Source organism: Nodosilinea sp. LEGE 07088, assembly GCF_015207395.1.
Classification (GTDB): Bacteria; Cyanobacteriota; Cyanobacteriia; order Phormidesmidales; family Phormidesmidaceae; genus Nodosilinea.
Genome location: NZ_JADEWX010000031.1, coordinates 13394 through 38923 on the forward strand (window position 1 = coordinate 13394; position 25530 = coordinate 38923).

The 25530-nt window shown below is 58.8% G+C and carries 28 protein-coding genes and 1 riboswitch; of the genes, 17 read left to right on the plus strand and 11 right to left on the minus strand.

Annotation, left to right across the window (positions count from 1 at the left end; all coding sequences use genetic code 11):
- The first annotated feature begins 17 nt into the window (after positions 1–17).
- From IQ254_RS10000 to sppA, 4 genes are read left to right on the plus strand one after another with little or no spacing between them, the layout of a single operon-like run.
- Positions 18–1181, plus strand: coding sequence for an iron-containing alcohol dehydrogenase family protein (locus IQ254_RS10000; RefSeq protein ID WP_193966032.1), 1164 nt, complete (start codon positions 18–20; stop codon positions 1179–1181).
- Positions 1178–2380, plus strand: a complete 1203-nt coding sequence (locus tag IQ254_RS10005) for an aspartate aminotransferase (RefSeq protein WP_193966033.1) — start codon at positions 1178–1180, stop codon at positions 2378–2380. Before IQ254_RS10000 ends, IQ254_RS10005 begins: the two co-directional genes overlap by 4 nt.
- A 54-nt stretch (positions 2381–2434) precedes the next feature.
- Positions 2435–2632, plus strand: coding sequence for a twin-arginine translocase TatA/TatE family subunit (locus IQ254_RS10010; protein ID WP_193966034.1), 198 nt, complete (start codon positions 2435–2437; stop codon positions 2630–2632).
- A 33-nt stretch (positions 2633–2665) separates the two neighbouring features.
- On the plus strand, positions 2666–4501 hold the full coding sequence (sppA, locus tag IQ254_RS10015) for a signal peptide peptidase SppA (protein ID WP_193966035.1): 1836 nt from the start codon (positions 2666–2668) through the stop codon (positions 4499–4501).
- Between the two features lie 22 nt (positions 4502–4523).
- Here sppA and IQ254_RS10020 read toward each other — a convergent pair whose 3' ends face one another.
- On the minus strand, positions 4524–5459 hold the full coding sequence (locus tag IQ254_RS10020; RefSeq protein ID WP_193966036.1) for an NAD(P)-dependent oxidoreductase: 936 nt from the start codon (positions 5457–5459) through the stop codon (positions 4524–4526).
- Positions 5460–5756: 297 nt separating this feature from the next.
- Here IQ254_RS10020 and IQ254_RS10025 point away from each other — a divergent pair, with 297 nt between their 5' ends.
- The 3 genes from IQ254_RS10025 (at position 5757) to IQ254_RS10035 (ending at position 8345) form a co-directional block, all read left to right on the plus strand.
- Positions 5757–6287, plus strand: a complete 531-nt coding sequence (locus IQ254_RS10025) for a type IV pilin protein (protein ID WP_193966037.1) — start codon at positions 5757–5759, stop codon at positions 6285–6287.
- A gap of 94 nt (positions 6288–6381) precedes the next feature.
- Complete coding sequence (gene ubiE, locus IQ254_RS10030; protein WP_193966038.1) at positions 6382–7104, plus strand: bifunctional demethylmenaquinone methyltransferase/2-methoxy-6-polyprenyl-1,4-benzoquinol methylase UbiE; 723 nt, start codon at positions 6382–6384, stop codon at positions 7102–7104.
- Positions 7101–8345, plus strand: a complete 1245-nt coding sequence (locus IQ254_RS10035) for a DUF445 domain-containing protein (protein WP_193966039.1) — start codon at positions 7101–7103, stop codon at positions 8343–8345. The genes ubiE and IQ254_RS10035 overlap by 4 nt, the downstream gene beginning before the upstream one ends.
- Before the next feature lie 59 nt (positions 8346–8404).
- Here the strand turns inward: IQ254_RS10035 and IQ254_RS10040 are convergent, their stop codons facing one another.
- Positions 8405–8905, minus strand: coding sequence for an NADPH-dependent FMN reductase (locus IQ254_RS10040; protein ID WP_193966040.1), 501 nt, complete (start codon positions 8903–8905; stop codon positions 8405–8407).
- A gap of 572 nt (positions 8906–9477) precedes the next feature.
- Between IQ254_RS10040 and IQ254_RS10045 the strand changes: the two genes are divergently transcribed.
- On the plus strand, positions 9478–9978 hold the full coding sequence (locus IQ254_RS10045; RefSeq protein ID WP_193966041.1) for an ureidoglycolate lyase: 501 nt from the start codon (positions 9478–9480) through the stop codon (positions 9976–9978).
- Positions 9979–10040: 62 nt separating this feature from the next.
- Here the strand turns inward: IQ254_RS10045 and IQ254_RS10050 are convergent, their stop codons facing one another.
- The 3 genes from IQ254_RS10050 to IQ254_RS10060 all read right to left on the minus strand — a co-directional run bounded on the left by IQ254_RS10050 (position 10041) and on the right by IQ254_RS10060 (position 11656).
- On the minus strand, positions 10041–10439 hold the full coding sequence (locus tag IQ254_RS10050) for a DUF1636 domain-containing protein (protein WP_193966042.1): 399 nt from the start codon (positions 10437–10439) through the stop codon (positions 10041–10043).
- Positions 10440–10512: 73 nt separating this feature from the next.
- On the minus strand, positions 10513–10950 hold the full coding sequence (locus IQ254_RS10055) for a hypothetical protein (protein ID WP_193966043.1): 438 nt from the start codon (positions 10948–10950) through the stop codon (positions 10513–10515).
- Between the two features lie 115 nt (positions 10951–11065).
- A riboswitch (cobalamin riboswitch) is annotated at positions 11066–11263 on the minus strand.
- Positions 11264–11338: 75 nt separating this feature from the next.
- Positions 11339–11656 carry a hypothetical protein gene (locus IQ254_RS10060; RefSeq protein ID WP_193966044.1) on the minus strand — a complete coding sequence of 106 codons (318 nt, stop codon included), beginning with the start codon at positions 11654–11656 and terminating at the stop codon, positions 11339–11341.
- Positions 11657–11899: 243 nt separating this feature from the next.
- Here IQ254_RS10060 and IQ254_RS10065 point away from each other — a divergent pair, with 243 nt between their 5' ends.
- The 4 genes from IQ254_RS10065 (at position 11900) to IQ254_RS10080 (ending at position 15830) form a co-directional block, all read left to right on the plus strand.
- Positions 11900–13240 (plus strand): aminopeptidase P N-terminal domain-containing protein, encoded by a 1341-nt coding sequence (locus IQ254_RS10065; protein ID WP_193966045.1) that lies wholly within the window; start codon positions 11900–11902, stop codon positions 13238–13240.
- A 117-nt stretch (positions 13241–13357) separates the two neighbouring features.
- Entirely contained in the window at positions 13358–14119 is a 762-nt protein-coding gene (locus IQ254_RS10070; RefSeq protein ID WP_193966046.1) for a response regulator transcription factor, read from the plus strand.
- A gap of 218 nt (positions 14120–14337) precedes the next feature.
- The gene (locus tag IQ254_RS10075) at positions 14338–15036 is read left to right on the plus strand and encodes a response regulator transcription factor (RefSeq protein ID WP_193966047.1); all 699 of its coding nucleotides are present in this window, start codon (positions 14338–14340) and stop codon (positions 15034–15036) included.
- Positions 15037–15158: 122 nt separating this feature from the next.
- Positions 15159–15830, plus strand: a complete 672-nt coding sequence (locus tag IQ254_RS10080; protein WP_193966048.1) for a hypothetical protein — start codon at positions 15159–15161, stop codon at positions 15828–15830.
- Here IQ254_RS10080 and IQ254_RS10085 read toward each other — a convergent pair.
- Entirely contained in the window at positions 15827–16642 is an 816-nt protein-coding gene (locus IQ254_RS10085; protein WP_228040457.1) for a peptidoglycan recognition family protein, read from the minus strand. The genes IQ254_RS10080 and IQ254_RS10085 overlap by 4 nt on opposite strands.
- Before the next feature lie 83 nt (positions 16643–16725).
- Complete coding sequence (locus IQ254_RS10090; RefSeq protein ID WP_193966067.1) at positions 16726–17172, minus strand: YbjN domain-containing protein; 447 nt, start codon at positions 17170–17172, stop codon at positions 16726–16728.
- Between the two features lie 196 nt (positions 17173–17368).
- Here IQ254_RS10090 and IQ254_RS10095 point away from each other — a divergent pair, with 196 nt between their 5' ends.
- Positions 17369–18190, plus strand: a complete 822-nt coding sequence (locus IQ254_RS10095) for a mannosyl-3-phosphoglycerate phosphatase (RefSeq protein WP_193966049.1) — start codon at positions 17369–17371, stop codon at positions 18188–18190.
- Positions 18191–18209: 19 nt separating this feature from the next.
- On the opposite strand, the gene IQ254_RS10100 is transcribed toward IQ254_RS10095, so the two are convergent.
- Positions 18210–18716 carry an AAA family ATPase gene (locus IQ254_RS10100; RefSeq protein WP_193966050.1) on the minus strand — a complete coding sequence of 169 codons (507 nt, stop codon included), beginning with the start codon at positions 18714–18716 and terminating at the stop codon, positions 18210–18212.
- A gap of 22 nt (positions 18717–18738) precedes the next feature.
- The gene (locus IQ254_RS10105) at positions 18739–20028 is read right to left on the minus strand and encodes a glucose-1-phosphate adenylyltransferase (protein WP_193966051.1); all 1290 of its coding nucleotides are present in this window, start codon (positions 20026–20028) and stop codon (positions 18739–18741) included.
- A 489-nt stretch (positions 20029–20517) separates the two neighbouring features.
- Between IQ254_RS10105 and IQ254_RS10110 the strand changes: the two genes are divergently transcribed.
- The 4 genes from IQ254_RS10110 to ruvC all read left to right on the plus strand — a co-directional run bounded on the left by IQ254_RS10110 (position 20518) and on the right by ruvC (position 23720).
- On the plus strand, positions 20518–21570 hold the full coding sequence (locus IQ254_RS10110; protein ID WP_193966052.1) for a ParM/StbA family protein: 1053 nt from the start codon (positions 20518–20520) through the stop codon (positions 21568–21570).
- Positions 21552–21857 (plus strand): hypothetical protein, encoded by a 306-nt coding sequence (locus tag IQ254_RS10115; protein WP_193966068.1) that lies wholly within the window; start codon positions 21552–21554, stop codon positions 21855–21857. Before IQ254_RS10110 ends, IQ254_RS10115 begins: the two co-directional genes overlap by 19 nt.
- A gap of 247 nt (positions 21858–22104) precedes the next feature.
- A complete protein-coding gene (gene bchI, locus IQ254_RS10120) occupies positions 22105–23211 on the plus strand; it encodes a magnesium chelatase ATPase subunit I (RefSeq protein WP_193966053.1) in 1107 nt (368 codons plus the stop codon).
- 8 nt (positions 23212–23219) lie between these two features.
- A complete protein-coding gene (ruvC, locus tag IQ254_RS10125; RefSeq protein ID WP_193966054.1) occupies positions 23220–23720 on the plus strand; it encodes a crossover junction endodeoxyribonuclease RuvC in 501 nt (166 codons plus the stop codon).
- A gap of 30 nt (positions 23721–23750) precedes the next feature.
- Here ruvC and IQ254_RS10130 read toward each other — a convergent pair whose 3' ends face one another.
- Positions 23751–24674 carry a phosphate ABC transporter substrate-binding protein gene (locus IQ254_RS10130; RefSeq protein WP_193966055.1) on the minus strand — a complete coding sequence of 308 codons (924 nt, stop codon included), beginning with the start codon at positions 24672–24674 and terminating at the stop codon, positions 23751–23753.
- Positions 24675–24677: 3 nt separating this feature from the next.
- Positions 24678–25391, minus strand: a complete 714-nt coding sequence (locus IQ254_RS10135) for a PspA/IM30 family protein (RefSeq protein ID WP_193966056.1) — start codon at positions 25389–25391, stop codon at positions 24678–24680.
- Positions 25392–25530 lie beyond the last annotated feature (139 nt).

Consider the following 25530-nt stretch of genomic DNA (forward strand, 5'->3'; position numbering starts at 1 on the left):
TACCCACCGACGCTTCTATGACCACCTCTCAATTGCCAACCCTTGCCATTGCTCCGGCCCAGGTGGTGCGGGGAGACGGTATTCTGGCTGCCCAGGGTAGTGCGATCGCCCGCCTGGGACAGCGGCCGTTGGTCGTGGGGGGGCACCACAGCCTGCCGTTGGCGGCGCCGCTGCTCAGCGCCTTAGAACAGCAGGGGCTAGCGACCCAGACTGCCGCCTATGGCAGCGACTGTAGTGAAGCCGCCCTGACCCGCCTACGCGCCACGGTGGCGGCCCACCGGGCCGATGTGATAATTGGCCTGGGCGGCGGCAAAGCGCTGGATACAGCCAAACTGCTAGCCCACCAGCTCCAGCAGCCGGTAGTTACGGTGCCCACCTCCGGGGCTACCTGTGCCGCCTGGACAGCCCTGTCCAATGTCTATTCCGATCGGGGGGCCTTTCGCTATGACGTGGCCCTGACCACCTGCCCCAGTCTGTTGATTCTCGACTATGCCCTGCTTCGCACCGCTCCTCGACGCACCCTGGTGGCCGGCATTGGCGATGGCTTGGCCAAGTGGTATGAGGCCGCTGTCAGCAGCGGTGCCAGTCAGCAGACCCTCATGGTGGCCGCAGTACAGCAGGCTCGGGTGCTGCGCGACATTTTGCTGCAAAAGACCCCCGCGGCCCTGCACCAGTGGGGCGGCCCCGAGTGGCAGGAAGTGGTCGATGCCACTGTGCTGCTGGCCGGGGTGATCGGCGGGGTCGGTGGGGCCCAGTGCCGTACGGTCGCCGCCCACGCCGTCCACAATGGTCTCACCCAGCTACCAGCCAGCCACGGCCTGCTCCACGGGGAGAAGGTGGCCTACGGTATTTTGGTGCAACTGCGACTCGAAGAAATGGGCGGCAACGCGGCCCTGGCCCGAGCAGCGCGGCAGCAATTGCTGCCCTTTTACCGGGCGACGGGGCTACCCCAGACGTTGGCCGACCTCGGTCTGGAAAATATTACTCTAGTCGATCTGCAAAGGGTTGCGGCCTTTGCCTGTCGCGACGGTTCTGACATTCACCACCTGCCGTTTACGGTGACCCCAGAGGCAGTCATGGCGGCTATGGTGTCACCCCTGTGCCCCGAACTGCGGCAAAAATCTAGCGCCGCCACCCCTGTTCGCCCTGCTTCTACTGTTGCCCCGGAGGTGCAGCCATGACCCTTGACTGGATGCCCACCGCCCATCGTCTCAGTGCCCTCCCCCCCTACGTGTTTGCTCGCCTCGATGAGCTTAAAGCCCGGGCCCGCGAGCAGGGTCTCGACCTGATTGATCTGGGCATGGGCAACCCCGACGGCCCCACGCCGACCCCGGTGGTCGATGCCGCCCACGCCGCCATCAGCGACGCCACCACCCACGGCTACCCCCCCTTTGAGGGCACCGCCAGCTTTCGCACCGCCATCACCGACTGGTACGGACGCCGCTACGGGGTCGGCCTCGACCCCACCGCCGAGGCGCTACCGCTGCTGGGCTCTAAGGAGGGGATCACCCACTTGGCCATGGCGTTCATTAACCCCGGCGACCTGGTACTGGTGCCGACCCCCGCCTACCCGGCCCACTTTCGTGGCCCCGCCATTGCTGGGGCAGAAATCTATAACCTGCCGCTGACAGCCGCTAACAACTGGCTGATCGATTTCGATGCGATTCCAGTGGAGGTGGCCCAACGGGCCAAGGCGCTATTTTTCAACTACCCCAACAACCCCACTGCCGCCACCGCCCCCCGAGAGTTCTTTGAGCAGGCCGTGGCCTTTGCCCACCGTTACCAGATTTTGCTGGTGCACGATCTCTGCTATGCCGAGCTGGCCTTTGATGGCTACCAACCCACTAGCCTGCTCGAAATCCCCGGTGGTAAAGAGGTCGGGGTTGAATTTCACACCCTGTCCAAGACCTACAACATGGCGGGCTGGCGGGTAGGGTTCGTAGTCGGCAATTCCCACATTATCCAGGGGTTGCGTACGCTTAAAACCAACCTCGACTACGGCATTTTTGCGGCCCTGCAGCGGGCGGCAGAGACGGCCCTGTCGCTGCCTGACACCTACCTGGATGAGGTGCAGCAGCGCTATTCCCTACGGCGTGACTTTTTAATCGATGAGTTTGCCTCCCTAGGTTGGACAGTGGCAAAACCCCAGGCCACTATGTACCTGTGGGTACCCTGCCCGCCCGAGACCTCGTCTACCGACTTTGCCCTGGAAGTTCTACAGGAAACTGGCGTGGTGGTGACCCCCGGCAATGCCTTCGGCCCCGGCGGTGAGGGCTACATTCGCGTTAGTCTGATTGCTGACTGCGATCGCCTCGCCGTCGCCATGGATCGCATTCGCCAGGCGGGCTTTCGCTTTGCCCCTGAGACTGCAGTCGTGTGAGCGATCGCCGAGCTCCAGGTTGTATAGTGAAACAAACCTCAACCCTTTAACGCCATGTTTAACCTCGGCTGGACTGAAGTCGCTCTTGTGCTCGGGGTAGCCGTGCTCATCTTCGGCCCCAAGAAAATTCCTGAACTGGGCAGTGCCCTGGGTAAAACCCTGCGCGGCTTTAAAGAAGAGATCAGCGAGGCCCCTGAGGAACCAGCCCTTGATACCTACGAAGACGCTGAAGATGCCGACGTCTATCGGTAGCCTGGCCACCCAATCTCTTACCTCGTCTCCCCTATGCGGCAATTTCTCAAGTACACTCTGGCCAGTCTAACTGGGTCGATTTTATTTTTTTTGCTGCTGGGCTTCTTATTCACCTTAGGCGCCGTGGGCCTGGTGGGGGTGATAGTGGCCAGCCTGGCCGAAGAGAACGACTCTCCCGGGATCGACAAAGATACGGTGCTGGTGTACGACCTGGGAACCGTGATCCCCGATTCGCCTGAGGCTGTAGACCCTGGGGCGATCTTGCTGGGAGGGTCTAGCCCCAGCTCTCTGACGCTGCGTCAGGCCGCATTGGCCTTAGAAGAGGCTGCCACCGACGATCGCATCGGGGCGCTCTACATCCGGGGTGGCGAAGGAGTGGGAACCGGGCTGGCCAGCCAGGTAGACATTCAGCAGGCGATGGAGACCTTTCGCGCCGCTGGCAAGCCCATCTTGGCCTACGACCTATCGTGGAGCGAGCGGGAATATGCCCTAGCCGCTATTGCCGACACCATCTACCTCAACCCCTTTGGCGACATCGAGATGAACGGTCTCTACGCCGAAACCATGTACCAGGCCGAAGCCTTAGAAAAACTGGGCATTGGGGTGCAGGTGACCCGGGTAGGCAAGTATAAGTCGGCGGTAGAACCGCTCATTCGTGACACCATGAGCCCCGAAGAACGGGAGCAAACCCAGCGTCTGCTGGGCGATCTCTGGCAGAACCTGTTGACTGCCTCGACCCAGCCGCGATCGCTGTCACCTGAGCAGCTCCAGGGCATTGCCAACACCCAGGGGTTTCTGTTTGGGGCAGAGGCGGAGACCCAAAAGCTGGTCGATACCATCGCCTACGAAGACGAAGTGATCGTCGCCCTGCGCGAAATAACCGGAGAAGAGGATCTGGCCGACAGCGACGATGCCCTAGATTTTCGCCAGATTGATCTGGCTGCCTACGCCAAAACCGTTGACGACCCATTGCTCAGCCGTCGTTCTGACCAGGAGGTGGCCCTGATCTACGCCGAAGGCCCCATTGTTGATGGTGACGACGACGGTACCTTTGGCCCCAGTGGCATCATTGCAGCCAATACCCTGGCCCGGCAACTGCGCCAGCTGCGCCAAGACGATGACGTCAAAGCCGTGGTACTGCGGGTCAACAGCCCCGGCGGCAGTGCCACCGCCTCGGAGATCATTCTGCGGGAGATGCAGCTGGTGCAGGAGGCAGGCAAGCCCGTAGTGGTCTCCATGGGCAACGTGGCGGCCTCCGGCGGCTACTGGATTGCCTGCCAGGCCGATGCCATTTTGGCCCAGCCCACCACCATTACCGGCTCCATTGGCGTCTTCGGCGTTTTTCTCAACCTCGATCAGCTGGGCACCAAGGTCGGCGTTAACTGGGACGGCGTGAAAACCGCCCAGCTGGCAGATATTTTTTCGACCACGCGGCCCAAGACCGCAGCCGAACTGACCATTTTGCAGCGCCTGGTCGATACCATCTATGACAGCTTTCTCGACCGGGTGGCCGAGGGGCGCGACCTGCCTCGTTCTACCGTCGCTGAGCTAGCCCAGGGGCGGGTGTGGTCGGGTAAAGCCGCTTTAGAGTTAGGCCTAGTCGATCAGCTGGGCGGTTTAGACGCGGCGATCGCCACCGCGGCCGAACTCGCCGAGCTGGGCGACGACTGGCAACTCAATGAATATCCCGAACCGACCCCATGGCAGCAGTTCGTCCAAAGCTTTTTGGGTGCCGAAGTCGCCACTACGGCCCCTGACCCCCTCACAGCCCAGGTACTGGAGTTCTTAGACGAGACTCAGCTGATGCGCACCCTCAACGACCCCAGAGGCATTTACTCGCTCATGCCCTATCGGTTTGTCGTCAAGTAGCCGTAGGCTTCTCCCCGCCCGCCTAGCGCCCAGGCAGGCCGTGCACTCGCATCAGGTCTGCCAGGGTTGAGCAATAGGGCTCCATGCCAAAACTGGCGGGGCTGACCGCACCGGTATAGACAAAGTGGCGATAGCGCAGGCAGAAATAATCCCAGGGGGCCATTTGTACTCGAAATACCCTAATCAGTACGTCAGCCAGCCACATCGATAGGGGCAGACGAAACCAGATGCGTTGGCCAAAATAGTCACAGATTTGTTCCACCGCCTGGTTCACCGTCAGGGGTGGGTTGCCCAGCACATACTCGCGGTAGCCTGTACTCGACGGATGCTCGATCAGGTAGTTAATCACCGTGGCAATGTCTTGGGCATGGGCAAAGTGAAACCCAGCATCGGCCTGGAAAAACCGCACCAGCCCGACCCAGCGGGTAACATCTTTCAGCCCGGCTGAAATAAACGAGTAAGGCTTGTCTTTGTCGCCCCCAAACACCAGCGTCGGAAACACCGTCGTAATTTTGTCATACACCGGCAGGTCGGGCAGACGGTGATGGCATTCGTACTTAGTGCGAATGTAATCAGTACCCATTTGCCCGGCCTCAAGCAGGGGAGCGCTGCGTCGGTTCAAGATACTGGCGGTCGAGAAGTAGACCACCTGCTGACAGCGCTGGGGGTCGAGGTGGGCCATGAGTTGCAGATTGGCGTCGATGTTAATCGCCTCGACGTAACCGGGGGCACCCCCCCAGGCCGCAGCGGTGAGAATTGCAATGTCTATGGTGCCGAGCAGGTCGGCATAGGGAGCAATATCCTCTAGACCACCGTGGAGAATATGGACATTGGGGCGGTCACGTACCGCCAGTCGCAGTTTTTCGGGATGGCGCAACAGCAAAAACAACTCGTAGCGATCGCTTTCCAGGAGCAGTTCGAGAATGTAATGGCCAATACATCCGCTCGCCCCCGTCATAAACACACGCAGAGTTTTAGGGCTGAAGGGGATAGAAGGCACAGTATCCAAATTAGTCTTTCAGCTAAACGGGTATAGTCAGACAGTTTAGACCGTTTTGGCAAAGGCTCAACGTTCCACATGGGTCTGGGAACCCTAACAGAGCATCATCTTACTGCTCCATATCATTGCCAGAAAACCCTCACCATTCTTGACAAGTTTGATAAAGGCTAGATAAAAGCCTGCAAAAAGCCCCGAACTACTCAGAGTAACTACGTAGATTAGGGGGGAATAACGTGATCGTTGACAAGAATTTTTATGGCTATGGCCAACTACCTGCGCCGCTTTCATGTCAAGCTCTGTAGTAGTGCCAAGGGCAGTCAGGAGAAGGGATTTACCCTGGTTGAGCTGCTCGTTGTCATCATCACTACCAGCATTCTGGCGGCGATCGCTCTCCCCAGCTTCTTAAATCAGGCGGCTAGGGCGAAGCAAGCTGGTGCTTTAAAATACATTGGTGCTGTCAATCGGGGCCAGCAGATCTTTTTTCTAGAAAACTCTCGCTTTGCTACTTCTATCAATGAGTTAGGCTTTCTCGCTGCCCAGGCCCCTGACGATTACAGCTACACCTTGACGTCGGGGATAGGGGGCCTAACCGTAGCCAGCGCCCAGGCAATTCCAACCGACCCGGTTCTGCGGGGCTACGCCGGGGTGGTGTTTGCCACCTTAGACTCTGGCGGTGGCCCCAAGCTCGCCACGGTAATTTGCCAAGGTGTTGCCGCGACAGCCCCGACGCCAACGCCAGTAATGGTCGGTAGCGAGATGCAGATTACCAACTGCGATTACCTCTAGGGGCGATCGCAGTTGTAACAAACCCAACGGCACACCGTGGCTGAGTGTCGGGGGCAGCGCTACAGTAAAGGGTGATCTATCGCGCTGCACCGCCGTGGGACTTGCCCAGCCATCATCACCAACCGCCAGCGATATTCAGGGTCTGTTCGACCGGATTGCCCCCGTTTACGACCGCCTCAATGAACGCCTCAGCTTTGGGCTGCACCGAGTTTGGAAACGCATGGCCGTGCGCTGGAGTGGTGCCGCCCCAGGCCACACCGCCCTCGATGTGTGCTGCGGCAGCGGCGATCTGGCGCTGATGCTCTCCCAGGCGGTGGGGGCCACTGGCACCGTTTACGGCCTAGACTTCTCGGCAGAGCTGCTGGCAGTGGCGGCCACCAGAGAGGCCAAAACCGCACTACCCCAGGCCCCGATCCATTGGCTTCAGGGCGATGCACTTGCTCTCCCCCTCGCCACCGCCAGCATCGATGCCGCCACCATGGGCTATGGCCTGCGCAACCTCACCGATATTCCCCAGGGGCTAGCGGAGCTGCGGCGGGTGCTCAAGCCCCAGGCCAGCGCCGCCATTCTCGACTTTCACCGGCCCCGGGGCGGGCTAGCTGAGCAGTTTCAGCGCTGGTACCTCGACACCCTGGTGGTGCCCACGGCTCAGCAAATGGGGCTGACCGATGAATATGCCTACATTGGCCCCAGCCTCGATCGCTTCCCCCTGGGGCCTGAGCAGGTGATGCTGGCCCACCAGGCCGGGTTTGACCGGGCGGTGCACTACCCGATTGCCGGGGGACTGATGGGGGTGCTCGTGGTGAGCTACCGATGACCGGGTCTGATCTATGGCTACTCTTAGCACCGCCCATTATTGGCGGCGTCATTGGCTATTTCACCAACGACATCGCCATCAAAATGTTGTTTCGCCCCTATCGCCCGCTGTACCTGGGCAAGCGCCGCCTGCCCTTTACCCCGGGGCTGATTCCTAGCAACCAAGAGCGGCTGGCCAAGCGCATTTCTGACACCATTATGGGGTCATTGCTGACCCCCGAAGAGCTGCAAAATCTGGCTCGGCGGCTGCTGCAAACCGAACGCACCCAGGCGGCGATCAAGTGGCTCTTGCAACTGGCCCTCGACCAGGTGCAGAGCCGCGCCCAAGAGCGCACCGCCAAAATTGCTGGTGCCATTTTGCAAGACCTGTTTGGCAAATCGCTACCCCGACTCATTCGCGTGTGGGCACGGCGCGACAACTTTCTCGAACCCCAGCTCAACCAGCTGTTTGACCAGGTGCTGATAGATTTTCGGTTGACCGCCGAGCAGGCTGACCAGATTGTCACCTGGTTGCTCAGCGGCGTTTTTCCCCCCGACAAACTGCGCCAGTTGGCGGTCGATTTTCTCACCGATCGCAACATTCAAGTCATCGACACGATCTTTCGCGAGCGCACCAGCGGCACCTACTGGGTCGTAGCTAACTTGTTTGGGGTGCGCAATGCCCTCAGCCGGCTGCGGGCCTTTTGCCTCGACGAGCGCGAAGTCAGCAACGCCCGCATTGCCGAACTGGTGGTAGCCCTCCAGGTCAAAACCCGCCTACGCGACTCGCTACAGCGGGTGTCGCTGCAAAACCTGCCGGTCTCGACCGTGCGCCAGGTGCGGCGCAACCTGCGCGAGTCGGTGCAGGGCTACATTCAAACCCTGGGGCCGGAGTTTGTGCGCGGTCTGGGGGCCTCGGTCAACTGGGAAATGCTGGCCACTCAGCTACTCAACCGCCTGCAAAATTCGGCGGTGATCACCCAGTCGCTTGACCCAGTCAGCGAAGAGCTGGCGCTGATCTTAGAGCGCTACCTGGAGCGCGATCTGGAGTCGTTGGTGGCCCAAATTATCCCGATTTTGAATATTGACCAGGTGATTATTGACCGAGTACGGGGCACGTCGCCCAAGGAGCTGGAGCTGGCGATTCAGGGCATTGTGCGCAATGAATTGCAGGCGATCGTCAACCTGGGGGGCATTTTAGGTTTTGCCATTGGGGTGCTACAGGCAGCATTTTTCTACTTTCAGCGATCGGGCGGGCTGTAGCGATCGCCTACTTTATCGCCGACCTTGAGATGTCAATCTCCCCTCCCTAAGCCAGCGAGCTATGGCAGGGATTCGAGCGCGCTGAGCTGGCTGACTAGGGCAGAAATCGCCTCGGGGTTAGCCGCCTTTTGCGACGTCGCTAGCACCTCCCGCCCCAGCACGGTGCAGCCCAGGTGGGAGAGCTGCTGCCGCATAGCCAGCAATACCTTCTGACCGCCGCCGCCGCTGTGGCTGGCCAAAGCCACGGGGCGACCGTTGAACAGGGCGCGAAAGTCTTCGGTGCTGACCGACAGCCAGGCGATCGCATTGCTCACCACCGGCGGAATGGAGCCGTTGTATTCGGGCGCGCAAATCACCAGGCTTTTGTGGTCTCGTAGGGCCTGGGCCAGCTTGAGTAGCCCCTCGCTAGTGCCACCCGCCTGGTTGAGCGAGTCGTAGAGGGGCAGTTGTAGTTCGGGTAGGCTAATGGTCTCTACGGATAGGTTTTTAGATTTGGCTTCGGCGGCAAAAGATTGGGCCAGGCTGAGGTTAGAGCCCTTAGTGGCAGAGAGAATCAGCATTGGAGGTCGGGAAGTAACAATAGTTCACAAATGGCGCGCGCCTTCAATCTACCATCGATACTGCTCTAACGACTTCTTAGGGCGGATGGTTGCCCACGGCCACCAAAACTCGACGCAAATTGACAACACCATCTCGATTCAGCGCCAGCCTATCCACTGTTGCGCGGCCGATGGGTGTGATACCTAACATGAGGATCGAGCCCTCGCCCCAGACGAAGTGTTCTCGCCATTGGTGCTGGCGCGGAACTCTTTAAGGTTTTGCACGGCTACCGGAAACAGCCGATACACTGTTAAGCTCAGTTCGGGATCACACTTTCCCCTCCTGGGAGGGGTGCCCGGAGGGCGGGGTGAGTCAAAATGCTGACATCAAGGCGGCTGCGTTCTACGGATAAGCCGGGCAATGGCTCAGACCAACCCTAACCCCTTCCAGGAGGGGAAGGCTAGCCTGGTTCTAAACGAGGGAGGCTTAACCCGAATTCAGGTTGTTAGCAATGAGTTCAAGCCTTTAGCCGCTGCCCAGGCAATTACCGCTGCATCGCTGTCACAATAACTCAGCTCGTTATATGTAGCCGATGACCCCACCCCTTACCCTTCACCGACTCCCGGCTCAGCCCATTACCGCCGAGGCTTTTGCCCCCTTTGGCCAGGTGATTTTTCCCACTGCCGATGGCGCTGACTTTGGCCCAGGGGACGCACAGCTTAAGCTCGATGAGGGCATTCCGCGCTTTTACATCATGACCCTGGTGGATCGGGGCACCCGGTTTCGCACCATTACCCGCCACCAGCGCTGCACCCAGTGCCTGGGCGCGCTGGAAGGCAAAGACTGGGTCATGGGGGTGGCCCCACCGGGGGCAGCGGATCGGCCCGACCCCCAGAGCATTCAGGCCTTTCACATCCCTGGCCATTGCTTTATCAAGCTGGCGGTGGGCACCTGGCACGCGGGGCCGTACTTTAGCCATCCCAGCGTCAGCTTTTATAACCTGGAGCTGAGCGATACCAATATCACCGACCACCACACCTGCAACCTGGCCCAGACCTTTGGGCTGGAGTTTGAAATTGTCGCTGGGCAGTAAACCCACTCTAGCCAAACGGGAATCGCCCGATCGCACCTATGGGTCGCACCTATGGATCGCACCTATGGAGCGATCGCAGCCTCCACTGCCTCATTGGCCGGGGGCGGTAGAACGTAGGCCGTGGCCTGTTTGATCGCAGGCGATCGCAGACTGTAGGGCACTTTTCCCCCCACCGCCTCAGCGTATTGGCGACAAAAGGTGGCCAGGTCGGGGGCCGACTGGTGGGGCGACAGGTCGTTAAAGATAAAGGTGAGCTTGCCGGGGGCACTGAGGGCGGCATTGCAGGCGCGATCGCAGGCCGCCATGCAGCGCACCGGCTGGAGGGAAATACCAGCGTCGGGGGGAAGGTGCTCCATCAACTGATCGATGAGGCGCTGCCCTCCGGTCGTATCGCCCACATCGGCGGCGGCGGCAGGAAATTTACACAGGGCACAGACAAATAGAGTGGGCATTTGAGTCATAGGGCCGAGAAGAATGAAGGGTATTCAGCATGGTCTGCGATCGGGAGACCCAGACCGACCGGTAGCGATAGCGTTAGGGCTTGGGCGTGAGATCGAACTCGACCTGGCGATCGCCCAACTGGCGCGAGCACTCCGGCGGCGGCACCGCCCACCCCTGCAAATGGGTGATATAGGGCGTGGCGTCACCTAGCAGCAGCAAAATCACGTCTTGAGCCGGGTCGTAATTGGCCACGGCGGCCTCCAGGGCAGCCCAGTGATCGGGGTCGAGCCCCAGGGTGTGACAAAAATTCAACAACACCGCCTGGGCCACAAAGTGGGTGGTGTAGGGCACCAGGTCAAAACCCCAGTCCACAGCCGACGTCACCCCCGACACCTTGCAGACTACAGCACCCCGCCCCTGGGTCAAAAACCCCTGCCAGGCCCCATGGCCCAAAGGCAGCCAATATTCACGAATAAACAACGGCTGCCAATGGCCAAAACAGCCCTGCCACACCGCATCTTGAGTGCGCATAGTTACGACCTCTCCCTATGGAAAGGCAAGGCAGCACAAAAACAATGCCCAGGGAGCAAACTCCCCAGGTCAACCCAAAGACCGTGATTGGTCATCTGTACCTCGCAGATGGACTATGAAGTGAGACTCCATCGGCGGGCATTCTGACTCAGGCAATTTTGGATTTTAGATTTTAGCGGTGGATCAACCCAACATCTAAAATTGGCCATCTCAAATCGCTTCACAGCTGCGGGACAGTGGCAGATTTTCACTGCGCTTTCCCCGTTTCCTTTAGCGGCTGACCCCCGCTAAAACCGACAGAGTTGCATAGTAGCACCTCAAGAGCGAGACGATGCGCCGTCAACCGTAGTTTTTTGAGCGATCGCAACCCGCCCCTGCAAATGCCGCACTACTGACTCTGGGGAGCGTGACGACGGCGAAAAGCCGCCATGTAGACCACATTGTCGCCAGCGCGATAGTCGCCATGGGTGGCCAGTAGCCCGGCAGCTTTCACCTGCTCAGCTAAGGCTAGGGGCAGGGTAGCACCTGCCTCGGGCGGTACCCAGAGTTGCTTAAAACTGATGTTGAGCTCGGCATCAGGAGCCCAATGCTCCTGACGAATCCAACAGCGATCGCGATCGCACCGCACCACCAAAAAGTCGGGAACATGGTCGTCTTGGCCCTTGAGGCGAACCCGTGACCCTGGTCGAATTGTTAAGGAAGCCATAGCGCTGCACCTGGATAAGGCTAGCCGTTACAGATCCAAGAATAGTGCATTTGAACTATTTTTTGAGCCGTGGGTATATAAAAAATAATTATTGATTCTATTTTAAGAGATGGCCTGAGCATTTGGGGTTAACCGGTGGGGTAGCACGGTTAACAATATGTTTAGGCCCGTTCTCTCAGCCCGGCCCAGCCCCCGCCACCATGGGCCTGTGGCAGACTAGGGAAATGTCGCCGTGGATCACCTATGTCGCTTCAGACTTCTGCTTTACAGGCGCTGCACCATCGCCGCGATCGCCTGGCCCAGCTCTACCCAGAGCCCGTAGTGCTGTGGTCGGGGCAGGCGGTATCGCGCAACTTTCCGGCCAATGTTTACCCATTTAGAGCCAACAGCCACTTTTTGTATTTTGCCGGTCTGCCCCTAGCCCGAGCGGCCATTCGCCTAGATGGGGGAAAGCTGACGCTGTTTATGGATGACACCTCCCCTGACGCGGCCCTTTGGCATGGCCCCACCCCTGCTCGAGACCAGATTGCCGCTGCAATCGGGGCCACGGCTGCCTATCCCTACCAACATCTGACAGCCTATCTGCCAGATGCGACGACCCTACCCGCCCAGGCCGGGCTGGCCTCCGGGCTGGGCCTAGAGCCCCACCCTGGCCCAGGTCTGGTCGAGGCCCTCGTCACCCTGCGGCTGCACCACGACGACGTTGCCCTGGCCGAAATCAAGCGCGCGGCGGCGGTTTCGGTGGCGGCCCACCGGGCCGGTATGGCAGCTACCGCTGGGGCTGAGACCGAAGCCCAGGTACGGGCGGCGATGGAGCAGGTGATCATGGCGCAAAACATGACCTGCGCCTACAACAGCATTGTCACCGTCCATGGCGAAGTGCTCCACAACGAGCAGTACCACCACAGGCTGACCCCGGGCGATTTGCTGCTGGCCGATGTTGGAGCTGAGGCACCCAGCGGCTGGGCCTCTGATATTACCCGCACCTGGCCGGTGTCGGGACGGTTTACCTCCGCCCAGCGAGATATCTATGACGTCGTGCTAGCCGCCCACGACGCCTGCATTGCGGCGGCCAAGCCCGGCGTTGAGTACCGCGATCTGCACCTGCTGGCCTGCCATACCCTGGCGACGGGTTGGGTGGATTTAGGTCTGCTCAAGGGCCGTCCAGAGTCTCTGGTAGAGCGCGATATTCACGCGTTATTTTTTCCCCACGGGGTGGGGCACCTGCTGGGCCTAGACGTACACGATATGGAAGATCTCGGCGATGCCGCCGGCTATGGGCCTGGACGACAGCGCAGCGATCGCTTTGGGCTCAAATTCTTGCGCCTCGATCGCCCCCTGGCGGCCAATATGGTGGTTACCATCGAGCCGGGGTTTTACCAGGTGCCTGCCATTCTCGACCCGGCCCGGCAGTCGGGTCAAGTCGATGACGCCGTCAACTGGGAGCGTCTAGAAGACTTTCGAGCGGTGCGCGGCATTCGCATTGAAGACGATGTGCAGATCACCGCGACTGGCTGCACGGTGCTCACCGAGGCCCTGCCCACCGCCCCAGAAGCCCTGGAGGCATTGGTCACAGGCCCATGACGGGCGATCGCTAGAGCCCTGGTTTGCAGTGTATTCACCGAGGATGCAAATTGAGCTCCCTATTCAGCTCTCGGTCGGGCTGATATGATGGCGTTAAACAGTCTCTAACTCATTCCTATGGATGCTCTAGATCTCGCGGCCCAGATGCAGCCCAACCTGCGCGTTGGCCTTGGCCGAGTGTTAGTGGTCGAAGATGAAGAACTGATTCGAGAGACCGTAGCCCTGGGGCTGGCAGAGGAAGGATTTGACATTCTCATTGCTGAAGATGGTTTGGCCGCCCTGGATATGCTGGGCGGCACGTCTGTCTCTAGTCGCGCCAACCGCCCCGAGATTGACCTGGTCGTGCTCGATCTCATGCTGCCGGGGATGAACGGTCTGGATCTCTGTCGGCTGCTGCGGCACCAGGGCATTGATGTGCCCATTTTGGTCTTGAGTGCCAAGGGCACCGAAACCGACCGGGTGGTGGGGTTAGAAATCGGGGCCGACGACTATTTGACTAAGCCCTTTGGCATGCGGGAGCTGATCGCTCGCTGTCGAGCTTTGCTGCGTCGTCAGCGCGGCAAAGCTAAGCCCGACAAGAGCGACGTGCTGCAGTTTGAAGACATTGCCCTGCACCCGCAAGAGTGCCGAGTCTTTCTCAAGGGCGACGAGATCAACCTATCGCCGAAAGAATTTCGCATTTTAGAAATGTTTTTGAGCCAGCCCCGGCGGGTGTGGTCGCGCGATCAGATCATTGATCAGGTATGGGGGCACGACTTCATGGGCGACAACAAAACCGTCGATGTGCACATTCGCTGGATTCGCGAAAAGTTGGAAGTTGACCCCAGCCATCCCCACTACCTCAAAACTGTGCGGGGCTTTGGCTATCGACTGGGTTAGCGCAGACTGCGATCGCCCGCTAACGATAGGCAAAACAATATATTTATTAACCTATGTGGAGTAAACACCCCACATAGGTTTAATTTCGGCAACAAATAAAACCTGACCCTTGATTTCTCGTTTAGGCTAGTGGAGTAAGGATGTGTAATCTCTTTAGTTAGTCAAGGTGCGCCACCCTTGGCTTGATCTGTCAACAGCCCTAAATCTGGTCGAACGCTATGCCGCTCACCATTCTAATAGCCGAAGACGATGAGGGCACTCGTCTATCTCTGTGTGACTACCTGGAGCTAGAGGGCTACTCTGTTTTAACAGCCAGTCACGGTGAAGTGGCTTTACAACAGGTGTTTAGCCATCAGCCTCAGCTGATCATTACCGATGTGGGCATGCCCGGGCTAGACGGCTATTCCCTGGTGCAAAAGGTGCGTCAGTTGCCCGCCTTTCGGCTGCTGCCGGTGATCTTTCTGACCGCCCACAACCAAACCCAAGATCGCATCAGGGGCTATCAACTGGGTTGCGATCTATACCTGGCTAAGCCCTTTGAGCTCACTGAACTGGGCGCAATTGTGCGAAATTTGCTGGAGCGATCGCAGCTCATCCAGTCGGCGTGGATTCAGCAGGTAGCCCTCTCTACCGCTCAGCAGCGGGCTATGCAGACCAGTAGCGATACCGCCCACGAGGCAATCGAGATCACGCCGTGGACTCCCGACCCCGCCGATCTGGTGGCCGATTTTACCTCACGAGAGCAGGATGTGCTGGCCCTGCTGTCGGACGGGTTGTCTAATGCTCAGATTGGCGATCGCCTGTATTTGAGCCCTCGCACCGTCGAAAAGTACGTCAGCAGTCTGCTGCGCAAAACTGAGACCAGCAATCGGTCAGAACTGCTGCGGTTTGCCATCAGTCATCATCTGGTGCCTTAGGCAATCGCTTGGGCGTAGGTTTGGGGTATGCGCGCCAGGGAGCTGAGGGGCTGGGGTGCTTATACAGCTAAGGCCTACGGTAGGTGGGTCGAGGGCTAAATTTGCAATTGAGATGACTTGCCATGATGCGTTTTTTTACCCTAGTGTTGCTGGGATTAGTCCTTGCGGGGGTAAGCAACTGTGACCTGCGATCGCCCCTAGATTTTTCTGCCGTTGGCACCTCGTCACCCGATTTACCTGCTGAAGCAACGGATTGGCTGGTCGTGCCGGGGCAGCGGGTCGGCCCCATTACCGCTCAAACTACCCGCGCCGACTTGGCAGCCATCTATGGTGAAGCCGCCCTGACTGACGGCCCCATCCCTGTTGGTGAAGGCTTTACCGAACCTGGCACGGTGGTTAGCCCCGACCCCAGCCATCGGTTTACGGTGGTGTGGGCCGACACTGCTCAAACCCGGCCTCAGTTGGTCAGAGACTTTGGCCCGGCCTGGCAAACCCCAGAGGGCCTGGGCGTGGGGGTGCCCTACTCAACGCTCAAGGCGGCCCTGGGAAATTTTGGCATCTACGGCTTTGAATGGGACTACGGCGGTACCGTGGTGCTGGCAGACAGCCAGCTCGCCCAATATCAAGATTTACTGTGGTTGCGTATGGCCCCTGCAGAAGCCGCCATAGCTGAACATTCGGCGGCCTACGAGGCGCTACTTGGCGATCAGGTCTTTGCCAGCGGCAACCCCAACCTAGAACTGCTCAACCTGGAGGTGATCGATATGGTGGTCTCTTTGGACGCAGTACCCTAGCCCGACAGACCGCTACGAGTGGGGTAGCGACGCAGCTGAGTAAAGAAGGTTTGGGAGTTAAAGCTGCGCGGATCCATGCGGCTACCAGAGCGATCGACCGACTGATGGGTGGTAATGCGGTTGTCGGGAATCGTGGTCTGCGCCAGCAGCCAAGCCAAAGAGTTGTACTGAGCCTGGGTATAGCCGCTGTGGCTGCGGCGGTTGTTAAAGCCGTCGCCCGGGGTCTCCAGTGACACATGGTAGGCAAAATTATTGACCGAAGGCGGAAAAGCCGGGTTTGTACGGGCGGTTTCGAGGCCATTGGTGCCATTAAACACCGAGTTGCCGGCCCCAAAGGCCCGCTTTTCGGGGGGGACAATATAGTAGATGGTGCCGTCGCGGCCAATCAGCGAGTGGTAGCTAACCTGGTCTTGGTCGCGGGGGTGATGGGTCCGAAACAGGTTGAGGGCGCTTTGGGCCGAGCCCACGGTTTCGTGCAGTACGGCGATGAAGTCGTTTTGCAGGGGTCGGCCATTGATATCGGTCAGGTAGCGATCGCCGTAATTGCTAGGGTCGGCTAAGGCCGTCACCTGGCGGGGAGGGGCCGCCTGGGCTAGGGTGAGCGCAGGCGCAGCAAAATCGGTCGGCCCAGGCGGCATCGCTTTGAGCGGTTGCAGAGCTGTCGTTGCGGTATCGTGCATCGGCGGTAGACCAGTCACCGTCACCATTGGCTGCAGCGGCCCAGATGCCTCAGCTGACCCCAGACCCAGCCCTAACAGCACGACTAGCAACCCACCCAATCCCATCCAGATCCAGCGACGTGCTCCGACCATATCTTCCTCGATGCATTGTTAGCCTATTTTGTAGCGCGAAATGGATAGAATGGTAGATCAAACTCGGGAAAATCTATCAATTTCTAAGACGCCCATCGATCGACGGCACGTTTGCCGCCCCAGCGAGCCACAATTTCGTCGTCGTAGCTGTCGGCGATGCGAATCACGGTATTGACTGAATGGTTTAACTCCAGGCGATCGCAGGTTTCACCCACGAGGCTGTGCTCAAACACAATGTCGTCTTCGGCGTCGTAGGCAAAACGGCCAAAGTAGATACCATTATTTTCTCTCAGCAGGTAGTAGCTGAGCTCGGGGGTGAGGTCAATATCGGTGACCACGTAGGATCGGCTGGTAATCAGGGTTTCATCTTTGTGCCAGGGCAGCACTCGGGTAGAGGCCACGGCCGACCCCAGGTTGACAATGAATAATGGCTCATCCTCAAACACCACCAGGGATTCGCCAAACAACTCATGCATCCAGGGCAAAATACGGTGGTAGACAGCCTTCTGGCCGGGGGTCTTAAACTCCATAGCACTCATAGAATGGATCCTCTAACCAGCCTTTCCCCCAGCTCAGCCTATCGATAGATAAGCCCTGACCGCAGGCAAAAGCCTTATCCGATTATTGTCTCATTCTTACCGACCCTTCCTGCTGGTCGAGCCGTGGTCGATGCAAATTTAGGAGTAGTCTAAAGGGGTTAACTCTCTTTTGCGCTGCTGTGAGCCCATGCCCTGCCTAGTATTTACCGATCTCGACGGCACCCTGCTCAATGGCGAGACCTACGCCTACCAGGCGGCTCTACCGATGCTGGCTGACCTCACCCACCGAGGCATTCCTGTGGTGCCGGTCACCAGCAAGACTCGCCAGGAAGTGGCCCAACTGCGCCAAGACGTGGGGTTGCACGATCCCTTTGTGGTCGAAAACGGCAGCGCTGTCTACATCCCGACCGAACAGACTCGCTTTGCCCTCCCCCCTAGCGACGATGTAGAGGGCTATCGGGTGCTACAGCTAGGCTGCAACTACGTCACCGCCCGAGCCGGGCTGAAGGCGATCGCCCAGGAACTAGGACGTCCCTTAAAGGGGTTTGGCGACTGGAGCATCGACCAGGTGGTGCAGCTCACCGGGCTCTCGCCCAGTGAGGCTAAACAGGCCAAGGCAAGAGAATTTTCTGAGCCCTTTATGACTCCCAAGAATATCCCTACCGACCAGCTCAAGGCGGCGGTGGAGACCATGGGGTTTCGGGTGGTGGTGGGCGATCGGTTTTCCCACTTGATTGGGGCAGAGGCCGGTAAGGGCCATGCCGTACACCAGCTGGTAAGCCTCTACCGGATGAATAATCCCGCCGCTGAGCCGATCACGACCATTGGGTTGGGCAATAGCCCCAACGACCTCGACATGCTGGAAAACGTCGACTACCCCATTGTGCTGCCCGGGGCCCACGGCCCCCATCCTCGCCTGGCCGATCGCGGCTGGACCATCGCCCCTGTGCCAGCGCCGGAAGGCTGGGCGATCGCCCTGCAAGCGGCCCTAGCCCAGGTCAATCTCTAAGGCCTGATCATAAACCTGGCTAGATGCCCGGGCTAGTAGATTCGCCCTGTCCAGGTCTGAGGCGAATCACGTCTTCCACCCCCTCTAGCAGACTGGGGGGTGCGCCCTGGAGTTGGCGGTGCATGGTAGCAATAATGGCCTCGGGTACCGGTCGCGATCGCGATCGATTGCGGGCTAGCGCCAGGCTCAGGGAGACATCAAACCAAACCAGCGTAATCGCGTCAAAGCCTGTCGTCCGGGCGGCGGCGATCGCCTCTTGGCGATGGCACCGCCGGGCATTAGTCGCGTCATAAATGACAGCCTCTAGACCACCCCGATGAATCGCCGCCACCCCCTGATGCCACTGATCAAGTACCCGCTGCCAGATCTGCCGCCATTCGCCCTGGCAGGCTTCGCTACCGTAAAGGTCGGCGCGAATCGCATCGGTAGAAACGATCTGATGGCGACCAGAGACCGCCACTGCCCGGGCCCACGTTGACTTACCGCTGCCGGGTATACCCACCAGCAGCAGCAGGGGTACAGCCATATCGTGAACCTGCCATCAGCCGCTAGATGATCATGTCGTCGGGAATCACCGCATTCTTGAGCACAACGACAATACCGCTGCGGATATAAAAGCCCAAGTCTTCACGCTCAGCCTCCTGTACATTCTCCTTATTGACGATCTGTACGTTGCGGCCAACGCGGGCATTTTTGTCGATAATGGCACGGCGAATCACCGAACCTTGCCCAATGCCCAGGGGAATCTTGCCTTGGGTCAGGTGCTGACTGCTCTCCGATAGAGGTTCGTAATAGTCGGCCCCCATCAGCAACGAGTCTTCAATCACGCAGTCGGCATTGATGCGTTGGCGCAGGCCAATCACCGAATGGTGAATGCGGCAGTTTTTGAGAAGGCAGCCCTCGGTAATACTCGACTCAGTCACCTGACAATTTTGCAGCTTGTTGGGCGGCAGGTAGCGTGCCCGGGTATAGATGGGCGCGTCTTCCTGGTAAAAGCTGAAATCGGGGTGGGGCTGCTGGGTCAGTGCCAGGTTGGCATCGTAAAACGCTTCGATGGTGCCAATATCTTCCCAATAGCCGTCAAAGAGATAGGCCTGCACATTGTAATCCAGGGCCGACGACGGAATAATCTCTTTACCGAAATCGGTCTGGTCACGATTCTTACGTAGCAGGTCAATCAACACCTGCTTCTTAAATACGTAAATGCCCATGGAGGCAATAAACGGCTGATCTTTAGCCTGCTCTGGCGTCAGCCCCAGAGTGGTAGTATCGACTTTCATTTGCTCAAGGGCGTCGCCCTTGGGCTTTTCGCTAAAGTCTACGACGCGGCCACTGCCGTCAACCTTCATCAGACCAAAGTCCGAAGCCTGCTTATAGCCAATCGGCACTACCGACAAGGTAATGTCGGCGTTAGTCGCCCGGTGACGCTCTACAAACAGACTGTAATCCATCCGGTAGAGGTGATCCCCGGAGAGAATTACAAAGTCCTCCACATCCCAGGCATCAAACATCCACAGGTACTTGCGAACCGCATCGGCAGTACCCTGAAACCAACTCGGGCTATCGGGGGTCTGCTGAGCAGCCAGCACCTCTACAAATCCCTCGGTGAACTGCGAAAACTGATAGGCGCGACTAATGTGCCGATTCAACGATGCGGAGTTGAACTGGGTCAGCACATAAATTTTGTTGATATCAGAATTGATGCAATTACTGACAGGAATATCGATCAGGCGATACTTACCAGCTAAAGGAACCGCTGGCTTAGCCCGAAACTTAGTTAAAGGATAGAGACGAGTGCCAGCACCGCCGCCCAGGATAATGGCCAAGACTGATTTCACAAGATTCCCTCGTTAAGCCCCACAAACTGCACTTATGTATCATTCTGTTTCACCTTTACAGTGTGGGGCTGTGGGTACCGCTTGACAAGGGGTCTTGCTGAAGTTCCTGACAGAATGTGACCTGCGACACGGTAGCAGTTTTTAATGATCCCCGTAGCCCTTAACGTAACCCTGGGATCAGTTATCTGTAATCGGGCAATCAAAGTTGTCGGGTGGGTGGAGCGCTAGCAGAGCCCAACCTAGCCCGTCACTGTTGGGTTGCACTTCATTTTACCCAACCGACAGATACCCCCAATCCTTAGGTTTGACAACGCACTAGAGCATCCCTAGCGATCAGGAGCAGGTTACACCAGCCCTAGGGTTCCCCTTGCCAGAACAGTACAGATGCATTACTATTGGTTCAGGCGTACTTATGGGTACAAGCGTTCCCAGCTATCTTGGGACAGCCGCCCTGGCATCGCTGATCTGTCATCCCCACAAGAATTTCCTATGACCACGACTACCGCCTCCCGCAGCCGCTCTGGCGCGTCTCGGTCTTCGGCCAAGGCTCGCGGCACTCAGGCTACCAGCGCAACAATCCCTGTGCTGGCCCTAGATGCTGGCAACTACGACCTCAAGTTTTTTACCGGCAGTGGCCATCCCAAGGCCATCCGCTCAGTGCGTTACCAACTTCCCCAAGGGCGTGATGCCGTCAGTTTCTCAGAGGCATCGCCTCTGATTGAACTGCCCGATGGGCGTCGTTACCACTTCGGTGCCCAAGCCTATAAATACCGTCGGCAGCAGCAAACCGTCATCGAAAATAAGGTAGAGCTAGCCAAACTGCACCTCTACGCCTGTCTAGAACCCCTAGCGGGCGACGTAGCAGACTATCGCCTTAACCTCCATGTCTCTACCCCAGACCCGGCTCGCAATGGTGAAGACATTCGCGCCCAGCTGCTCGGCGCCCACGAGTTCACCCGCAACGAGGTGGCCTTTTGCGTCAATGTTGAATCTGTAACGGTCGATCGCGAAGGCATGGGTGCCTATCACTACGCCAAGGCCCAGGGCACGGTGCCGGCCCAGGGCTATACCATCGTCATTGACATTGGCGGCGGCACCTGGCTTACCCGCCTGGTAGATGCCGATGGTGAAGTGATCGACGAAAACATCATGGATCGGGGCGGCACCTACGAATTGGCTACCGCTATCAGCTTCGACCACCGCCTTACCGACCACCTGGGCAGCAGCGCCGACCCCTGCATCGTCATGGATGGCTTTCGCATCGATCATGTCTATGCCGACACCGGTTTAGCCTGGGCCGACTGGCTGGACGAGTACCTCGACCCCTGGTTTAAGGGCATTTTTCAAACCGTCAAAGCCCAGTACACGCCCTACATGCCTCGGGTGACTCGCTTTTTGGTCACCGGCGGCGGCTCTCACCTGATTGCCGATCGCCTCCAGGGGCATGGCTTGTTTGCCGTCATGGGCGATCCTCAGTTTGCCAACGTTCGCGGCTTATTTTTGATGACGGGTGATACTCAGTTATGCATGACCACAAAGTGAGACAAGACAATAAAGTGCGCCTCAGCCCAGATGTGCTCGACAAGGCCGATCGCATTGCTGCCGAGTGGGGGCTCAAAAACGCCCGCGCCGCCGTAGAAGCCGTTTTTCGCCGCTACTGCGATGAGTACCTCTGTGGTTGCCCGCCTGCGGTCGGCCCTGGGGTATTGGCGTCGGAGCAGTCTGCTGGCGGCTACGGTAGGCCCCAGACAGTGCGAGAAGGCAGCGTATCTAGGCCTGCTTCCCAGTGCGAAGCGCTGGATGCCCTCGACCAGCTGCTGGCTCTTTGAGCCCATCCGACCACCCCCGGTTAGGGGGCATCATGGTTGGTGATGGCGCATCCTAGCTGCGGGGTGATGATTGACTGAGATGGGTTGGATGGGAGTGGCTAGGCACCCCGAGGGGGACGTGAGCGATCGCAGCTGGCTCAGGCCCGTTTGAAAATCACCGTTTTGTCCCAGTCCCAGCCGAAGGGGCGCAGGTACTGTGGCACAATGGAAGTCATTCTAAAATTTTGACGTCATCTTTGAAACGCCTGTGAATTCTACTGTTGCGACTTCGCCTGTCCCCTTCGCCCCCGCCCGGCGCGCGGTATTTCCCTTCACCGCCGTGATTGGCCAAGACGATATGAAGCTGGCGCTGCTGCTAAACGTCATTGACCCTAAGATTGGCGGGGTGATGATCATGGGCGATCGCGGCACCGGCAAATCCACTACCATTCGTGCCCTGGCCGATCTGCTACCCGAGATCGAGGTGGTGGCCGACGACCCCTTTAGCCGTGCGCCTCAGGATCAAGACGTCCAGGCGGAGCGGGGCACCGACGACTTGCCCATAGCGTTAAAGAAAGTACCGATGGTTGACCTCCCCCTGGGGGCCACCGAAGATCGGGTGTGCGGCACCATCGATATTGAAAAAGCTCTCGCCGAAGGGGTTAAGGCTTTTGAGCCAGGGCTATTGGCCAAGGCCAATCGCGGCATTCTCTACGTTGACGAGGTCAACCTGCTCGACGACCACCTGGTAGATGTGCTGCTCGACTCGGCTGCCTCCGGCTGGAATACCGTAGAGCGCGAGGGCATCTCCATCCGCCACCCGGCCCAGTTTGTGCTGGTGGGCTCCGGCAACCCCGAAGAAGGGGAACTGCGACCCCAGCTGCTCGATCGCTTTGGTATGCACGCCGAGATTCGCACCGTGCGTGACCCCGAGTTGCGGGTGCAAATTGTGGAGCAGCGCTCTGAGTTTGACCAAGACCCGGAGGCCTACCTGACCAAGCATGAAGAAGACCAGGTGGCTTTGCAGGCCCGCCTGGTTGATGCCCAAAAACGACTGCCTGCCGTCACCCTCGACTATGACGACCGGGTGCGTATTTCTGAGGTCTGCTCTGAGCTGGATGTGGACGGTCTGCGGGGCGACATTGTGACCAACCGGGCAGCTAAAGCGATCGCAGCTTACGAGGGCCGCACCGAAGTCACCCTCAATGACATCAAGCGGGTGATTGTGCTCTGCCTGCGACACCGTCTGCGCAAAGACCCTTTGGAAACCATCGACTCAGGCTACAAGGTCGAGAAAGTGTTTTGCAAAGTGTTTGGCCTGGCCGATCCCGATGAGGCGGCCGTCAACGGTCGCCAGCCCGTGGGGGCGCGCTGACGCCACCTATGGGCCACCGCATTTTTGGCCTCGACCCAGGGTTAGCCATTCTGGGATTCGGCATCATCGAAGGGTTATCGCCCGATGCAGCGCCCGCCCTGGGCAGTCAGGAAGGTATATCAGTGGTCGATTTTGGCGTGATTGAAACCCCGGCCAAGACCCCCGTGGGCGATCGCCTCTGCACCATCTACACCGATCTGAACAGCCTACTAGAGCAGTACAAGCCCGACCTAGTAGCCATCGAAAAATTTTTCTTCTACCGCATGGCCAATACCATTTTGGTGGCCCAGGCGCGGGGAGTCGTGATGCTAGTGCTGGCCCAGCACCGCCTGCCCTACGTCGAGTTTACCCCGGCCCAGGTGAAACAGGCCCTGACTGGCTACGGCAACGCTGAAAAGGTCGAGGTGCAGGAGGCGGTGGCCCGCGAACTGGGCCTAGAGCGCATACCCCGCCCGAACGATGCCGCCGATGCCCTGGCCCTGGCCCTAGCGGCCTGGTACCAGCGCTAGGGCCAGGGCGATTCTAAAATTAATTGACCATCAGTTGCCAGCGGTGGCGATCGCCTGCTGCCCCTGGGAAGACAGAGCATAGCCCAAAAATGCCTGCACCGCTGGGCTATTGGCATCTCTGTACACATAGTACAGCTCTCGCTGAAAGGGATAGCCAGACGACTCTGGCGTCACCCCGTCGATCGCCAGTACCCGCACGGTCTGCTGATCGGCCACCTGGCTGTAGGTGGCATAGCCAATGCCATCGGCACCCAGCTCTCTCAGCATGGGCGTGGTGGCATCGCGGGCCAGGGTGGTGATGTTGGGGGTGGTGCCAAACTCACCGCCATTGAGTACCAATTCTTTGAAGGCGACGTGGGTGCCACTGACTGAAGGGCGGTTGATCACGCGAATGGTGGCATTTGGCCCGCCCAGGGTGGCCCAGTTGTCGAGTTGGCCCTGAAAGATTTGGGCCGCCTGGTCCTTAGATAGCCCGCGTTTGTAGGGGTTGTCGTTGCCGACGACCAGGGCCATGCGATCGCTAGTAACCGGCACCGCCACCAGTCCCTTAGCCTGTTCGTCGGCGGTGAGTGGGCGCGATGAAGCGGCTACATCGATTGCCCCTTCGAGTAGCGCATTGATGCCGTTGGAGGAACCCGCAGCGGCGATATTGACCACCGTGCCGGGGTACTGCTGCTCAAACGCGGCCTCAAGAGCGGCATTGATCTGCACCATGCTGGTGGAGCCGTCGATGTTGACCGCAGTACCGGCGACCACGCTGGGCTGGAGGGCAAAGCTAGCAGGCGCTGTCGTATCGGCCTGGGGAGCCTCTATCGCAGGTGGGGTGGCGACCGAAGCGGGCTTGGGCTTGCGCAAGAAGAACCAGTAGGCTCCGCCCAGCAGACCCAACAGCAGCAGAATAAACACAATGGGCGGTGGGCCGCTGCGTTTTACCGAAGAATTGTCGTTTGCCATACGCTACTCAGCCAGCTCCTTGGGGGTGGTGCCTTCTAGCATTTGCAGGCGGCGAGAGACTTCGTCGTCGATGGTCATCTGCTCTAGGTCGGCAGCCAGTTTTTCGTTGGGGTTTTCTGACAGCTCGGCCATGGCGTTGCTGCGCAGGTGGCGGCCCTCTACCGCGCTCTTGGCCGACTCAAAGGAGGATCGGGCCGAGCCGATGTCAAACTCGTTGTTGACCTTGGCGATCGACTCTAACGCGCTGTTGATCTCAGCTAGATCCTTCATGTTTTGCATGTCGGTCTTGTACTGCTCGAGTTTGAGCCGCTCGCGGTTGAGCTTGTCTTTAGACGCGGTGACAAACTTTTCGGCCTGCTGCACCTGGCCTTCGAGCTGGGGCAAGAGCTGCTCGACCTGAATCGCTCGGGTCATGGCCAGACGGGCAGCATCTTCATTGCCCGATTTTTGAGCCAGGGCGGCCTGCTGTTCGTACTTTCTCAGCTCTTGGGCTTTTTCTTCGTACTTTTTCTTGGCCCGCTCGTAGGCCCCCACCTGCATAGCGACGGCCTGGGCCAGCTTTTGCACTGACTCCTGCATCGACTGGAGCGATTCTTCGGCTACCGATACGGCCACCTTACCACCCGACTCGACGGGGATGCCCCAGAGCCAGTTCCAGGTGCCGACAATGGTGCGTCCGGCCTTTTCACCCATCAACCAGTAGACGACGTTCTTCATAAGGCTCTCCAACCTATCGAGAGATGGTGCAGTTCTAGTTCTACCCTACCCATTGTGCCCCCCATTTTCCGGAACCTTTACATGGTCAAGGCGATGGAAGCGGGTCATCCGGTGGGTGTTCGCAGGGAGCATGGCACTA

Excerpts from the sequence above, each read along its gene's own strand:
- IQ254_RS10000 (WP_193966032.1), top strand. The coding sequence starts at position 18 with ATGACCACCTCTCAATTGCCAACCCTTGCCATTGCTCCGGCCCAGGTG.
- IQ254_RS10005 (WP_193966033.1), top strand. The coding sequence starts at position 1,178 with ATGACCCTTGACTGGATGCCCACCGCCCATCGTCTCAGTGCCCTCCCC.
- IQ254_RS10010 (WP_193966034.1), top strand. The coding sequence starts at position 2,435 with ATGTTTAACCTCGGCTGGACTGAAGTCGCTCTTGTGCTCGGGGTAGCC.
- sppA (WP_193966035.1), top strand. The coding sequence starts at position 2,666 with ATGCGGCAATTTCTCAAGTACACTCTGGCCAGTCTAACTGGGTCGATT.
- IQ254_RS10020 (WP_193966036.1), bottom strand. The coding sequence starts at position 5,459 with ATGACGGGGGCGAGCGGATGTATTGGCCATTACATTCTCGAACTGCTC.
- IQ254_RS10025 (WP_193966037.1), top strand. The coding sequence starts at position 5,757 with ATGGCTATGGCCAACTACCTGCGCCGCTTTCATGTCAAGCTCTGTAGT.
- IQ254_RS10035 (WP_193966039.1), top strand. The coding sequence starts at position 7,101 with ATGACCGGGTCTGATCTATGGCTACTCTTAGCACCGCCCATTATTGGC.
- IQ254_RS10040 (WP_193966040.1), bottom strand. The coding sequence starts at position 8,905 with ATGCTGATTCTCTCTGCCACTAAGGGCTCTAACCTCAGCCTGGCCCAA.
- IQ254_RS10045 (WP_193966041.1), top strand. The coding sequence starts at position 9,478 with ATGACCCCACCCCTTACCCTTCACCGACTCCCGGCTCAGCCCATTACC.
- IQ254_RS10050 (WP_193966042.1), bottom strand. The coding sequence starts at position 10,439 with ATGACTCAAATGCCCACTCTATTTGTCTGTGCCCTGTGTAAATTTCCT.
- IQ254_RS10055 (WP_193966043.1), bottom strand. The coding sequence starts at position 10,950 with ATGCGCACTCAAGATGCGGTGTGGCAGGGCTGTTTTGGCCATTGGCAG.
- IQ254_RS10060 (WP_193966044.1), bottom strand. The coding sequence starts at position 11,656 with ATGGCTTCCTTAACAATTCGACCAGGGTCACGGGTTCGCCTCAAGGGC.
- IQ254_RS10065 (WP_193966045.1), top strand. The coding sequence starts at position 11,900 with ATGTCGCTTCAGACTTCTGCTTTACAGGCGCTGCACCATCGCCGCGAT.
- IQ254_RS10070 (WP_193966046.1), top strand. The coding sequence starts at position 13,358 with ATGGATGCTCTAGATCTCGCGGCCCAGATGCAGCCCAACCTGCGCGTT.
- IQ254_RS10075 (WP_193966047.1), top strand. The coding sequence starts at position 14,338 with ATGCCGCTCACCATTCTAATAGCCGAAGACGATGAGGGCACTCGTCTA.
- IQ254_RS10080 (WP_193966048.1), top strand. The coding sequence starts at position 15,159 with ATGATGCGTTTTTTTACCCTAGTGTTGCTGGGATTAGTCCTTGCGGGG.
- IQ254_RS10085 (WP_228040457.1), bottom strand. The coding sequence starts at position 16,642 with ATGGTCGGAGCACGTCGCTGGATCTGGATGGGATTGGGTGGGTTGCTA.
- IQ254_RS10090 (WP_193966067.1), bottom strand. The coding sequence starts at position 17,172 with ATGGAGTTTAAGACCCCCGGCCAGAAGGCTGTCTACCACCGTATTTTG.
- IQ254_RS10095 (WP_193966049.1), top strand. The coding sequence starts at position 17,369 with ATGCCCTGCCTAGTATTTACCGATCTCGACGGCACCCTGCTCAATGGC.
- IQ254_RS10100 (WP_193966050.1), bottom strand. The coding sequence starts at position 18,716 with ATGGCTGTACCCCTGCTGCTGCTGGTGGGTATACCCGGCAGCGGTAAG.
- IQ254_RS10110 (WP_193966052.1), top strand. The coding sequence starts at position 20,518 with ATGACCACGACTACCGCCTCCCGCAGCCGCTCTGGCGCGTCTCGGTCT.
- IQ254_RS10115 (WP_193966068.1), top strand. The coding sequence starts at position 21,552 with ATGCATGACCACAAAGTGAGACAAGACAATAAAGTGCGCCTCAGCCCA.
- ruvC (WP_193966054.1), top strand. The coding sequence starts at position 23,220 with ATGGGCCACCGCATTTTTGGCCTCGACCCAGGGTTAGCCATTCTGGGA.
- IQ254_RS10130 (WP_193966055.1), bottom strand. The coding sequence starts at position 24,674 with ATGGCAAACGACAATTCTTCGGTAAAACGCAGCGGCCCACCGCCCATT.
- IQ254_RS10135 (WP_193966056.1), bottom strand. The coding sequence starts at position 25,391 with ATGAAGAACGTCGTCTACTGGTTGATGGGTGAAAAGGCCGGACGCACC.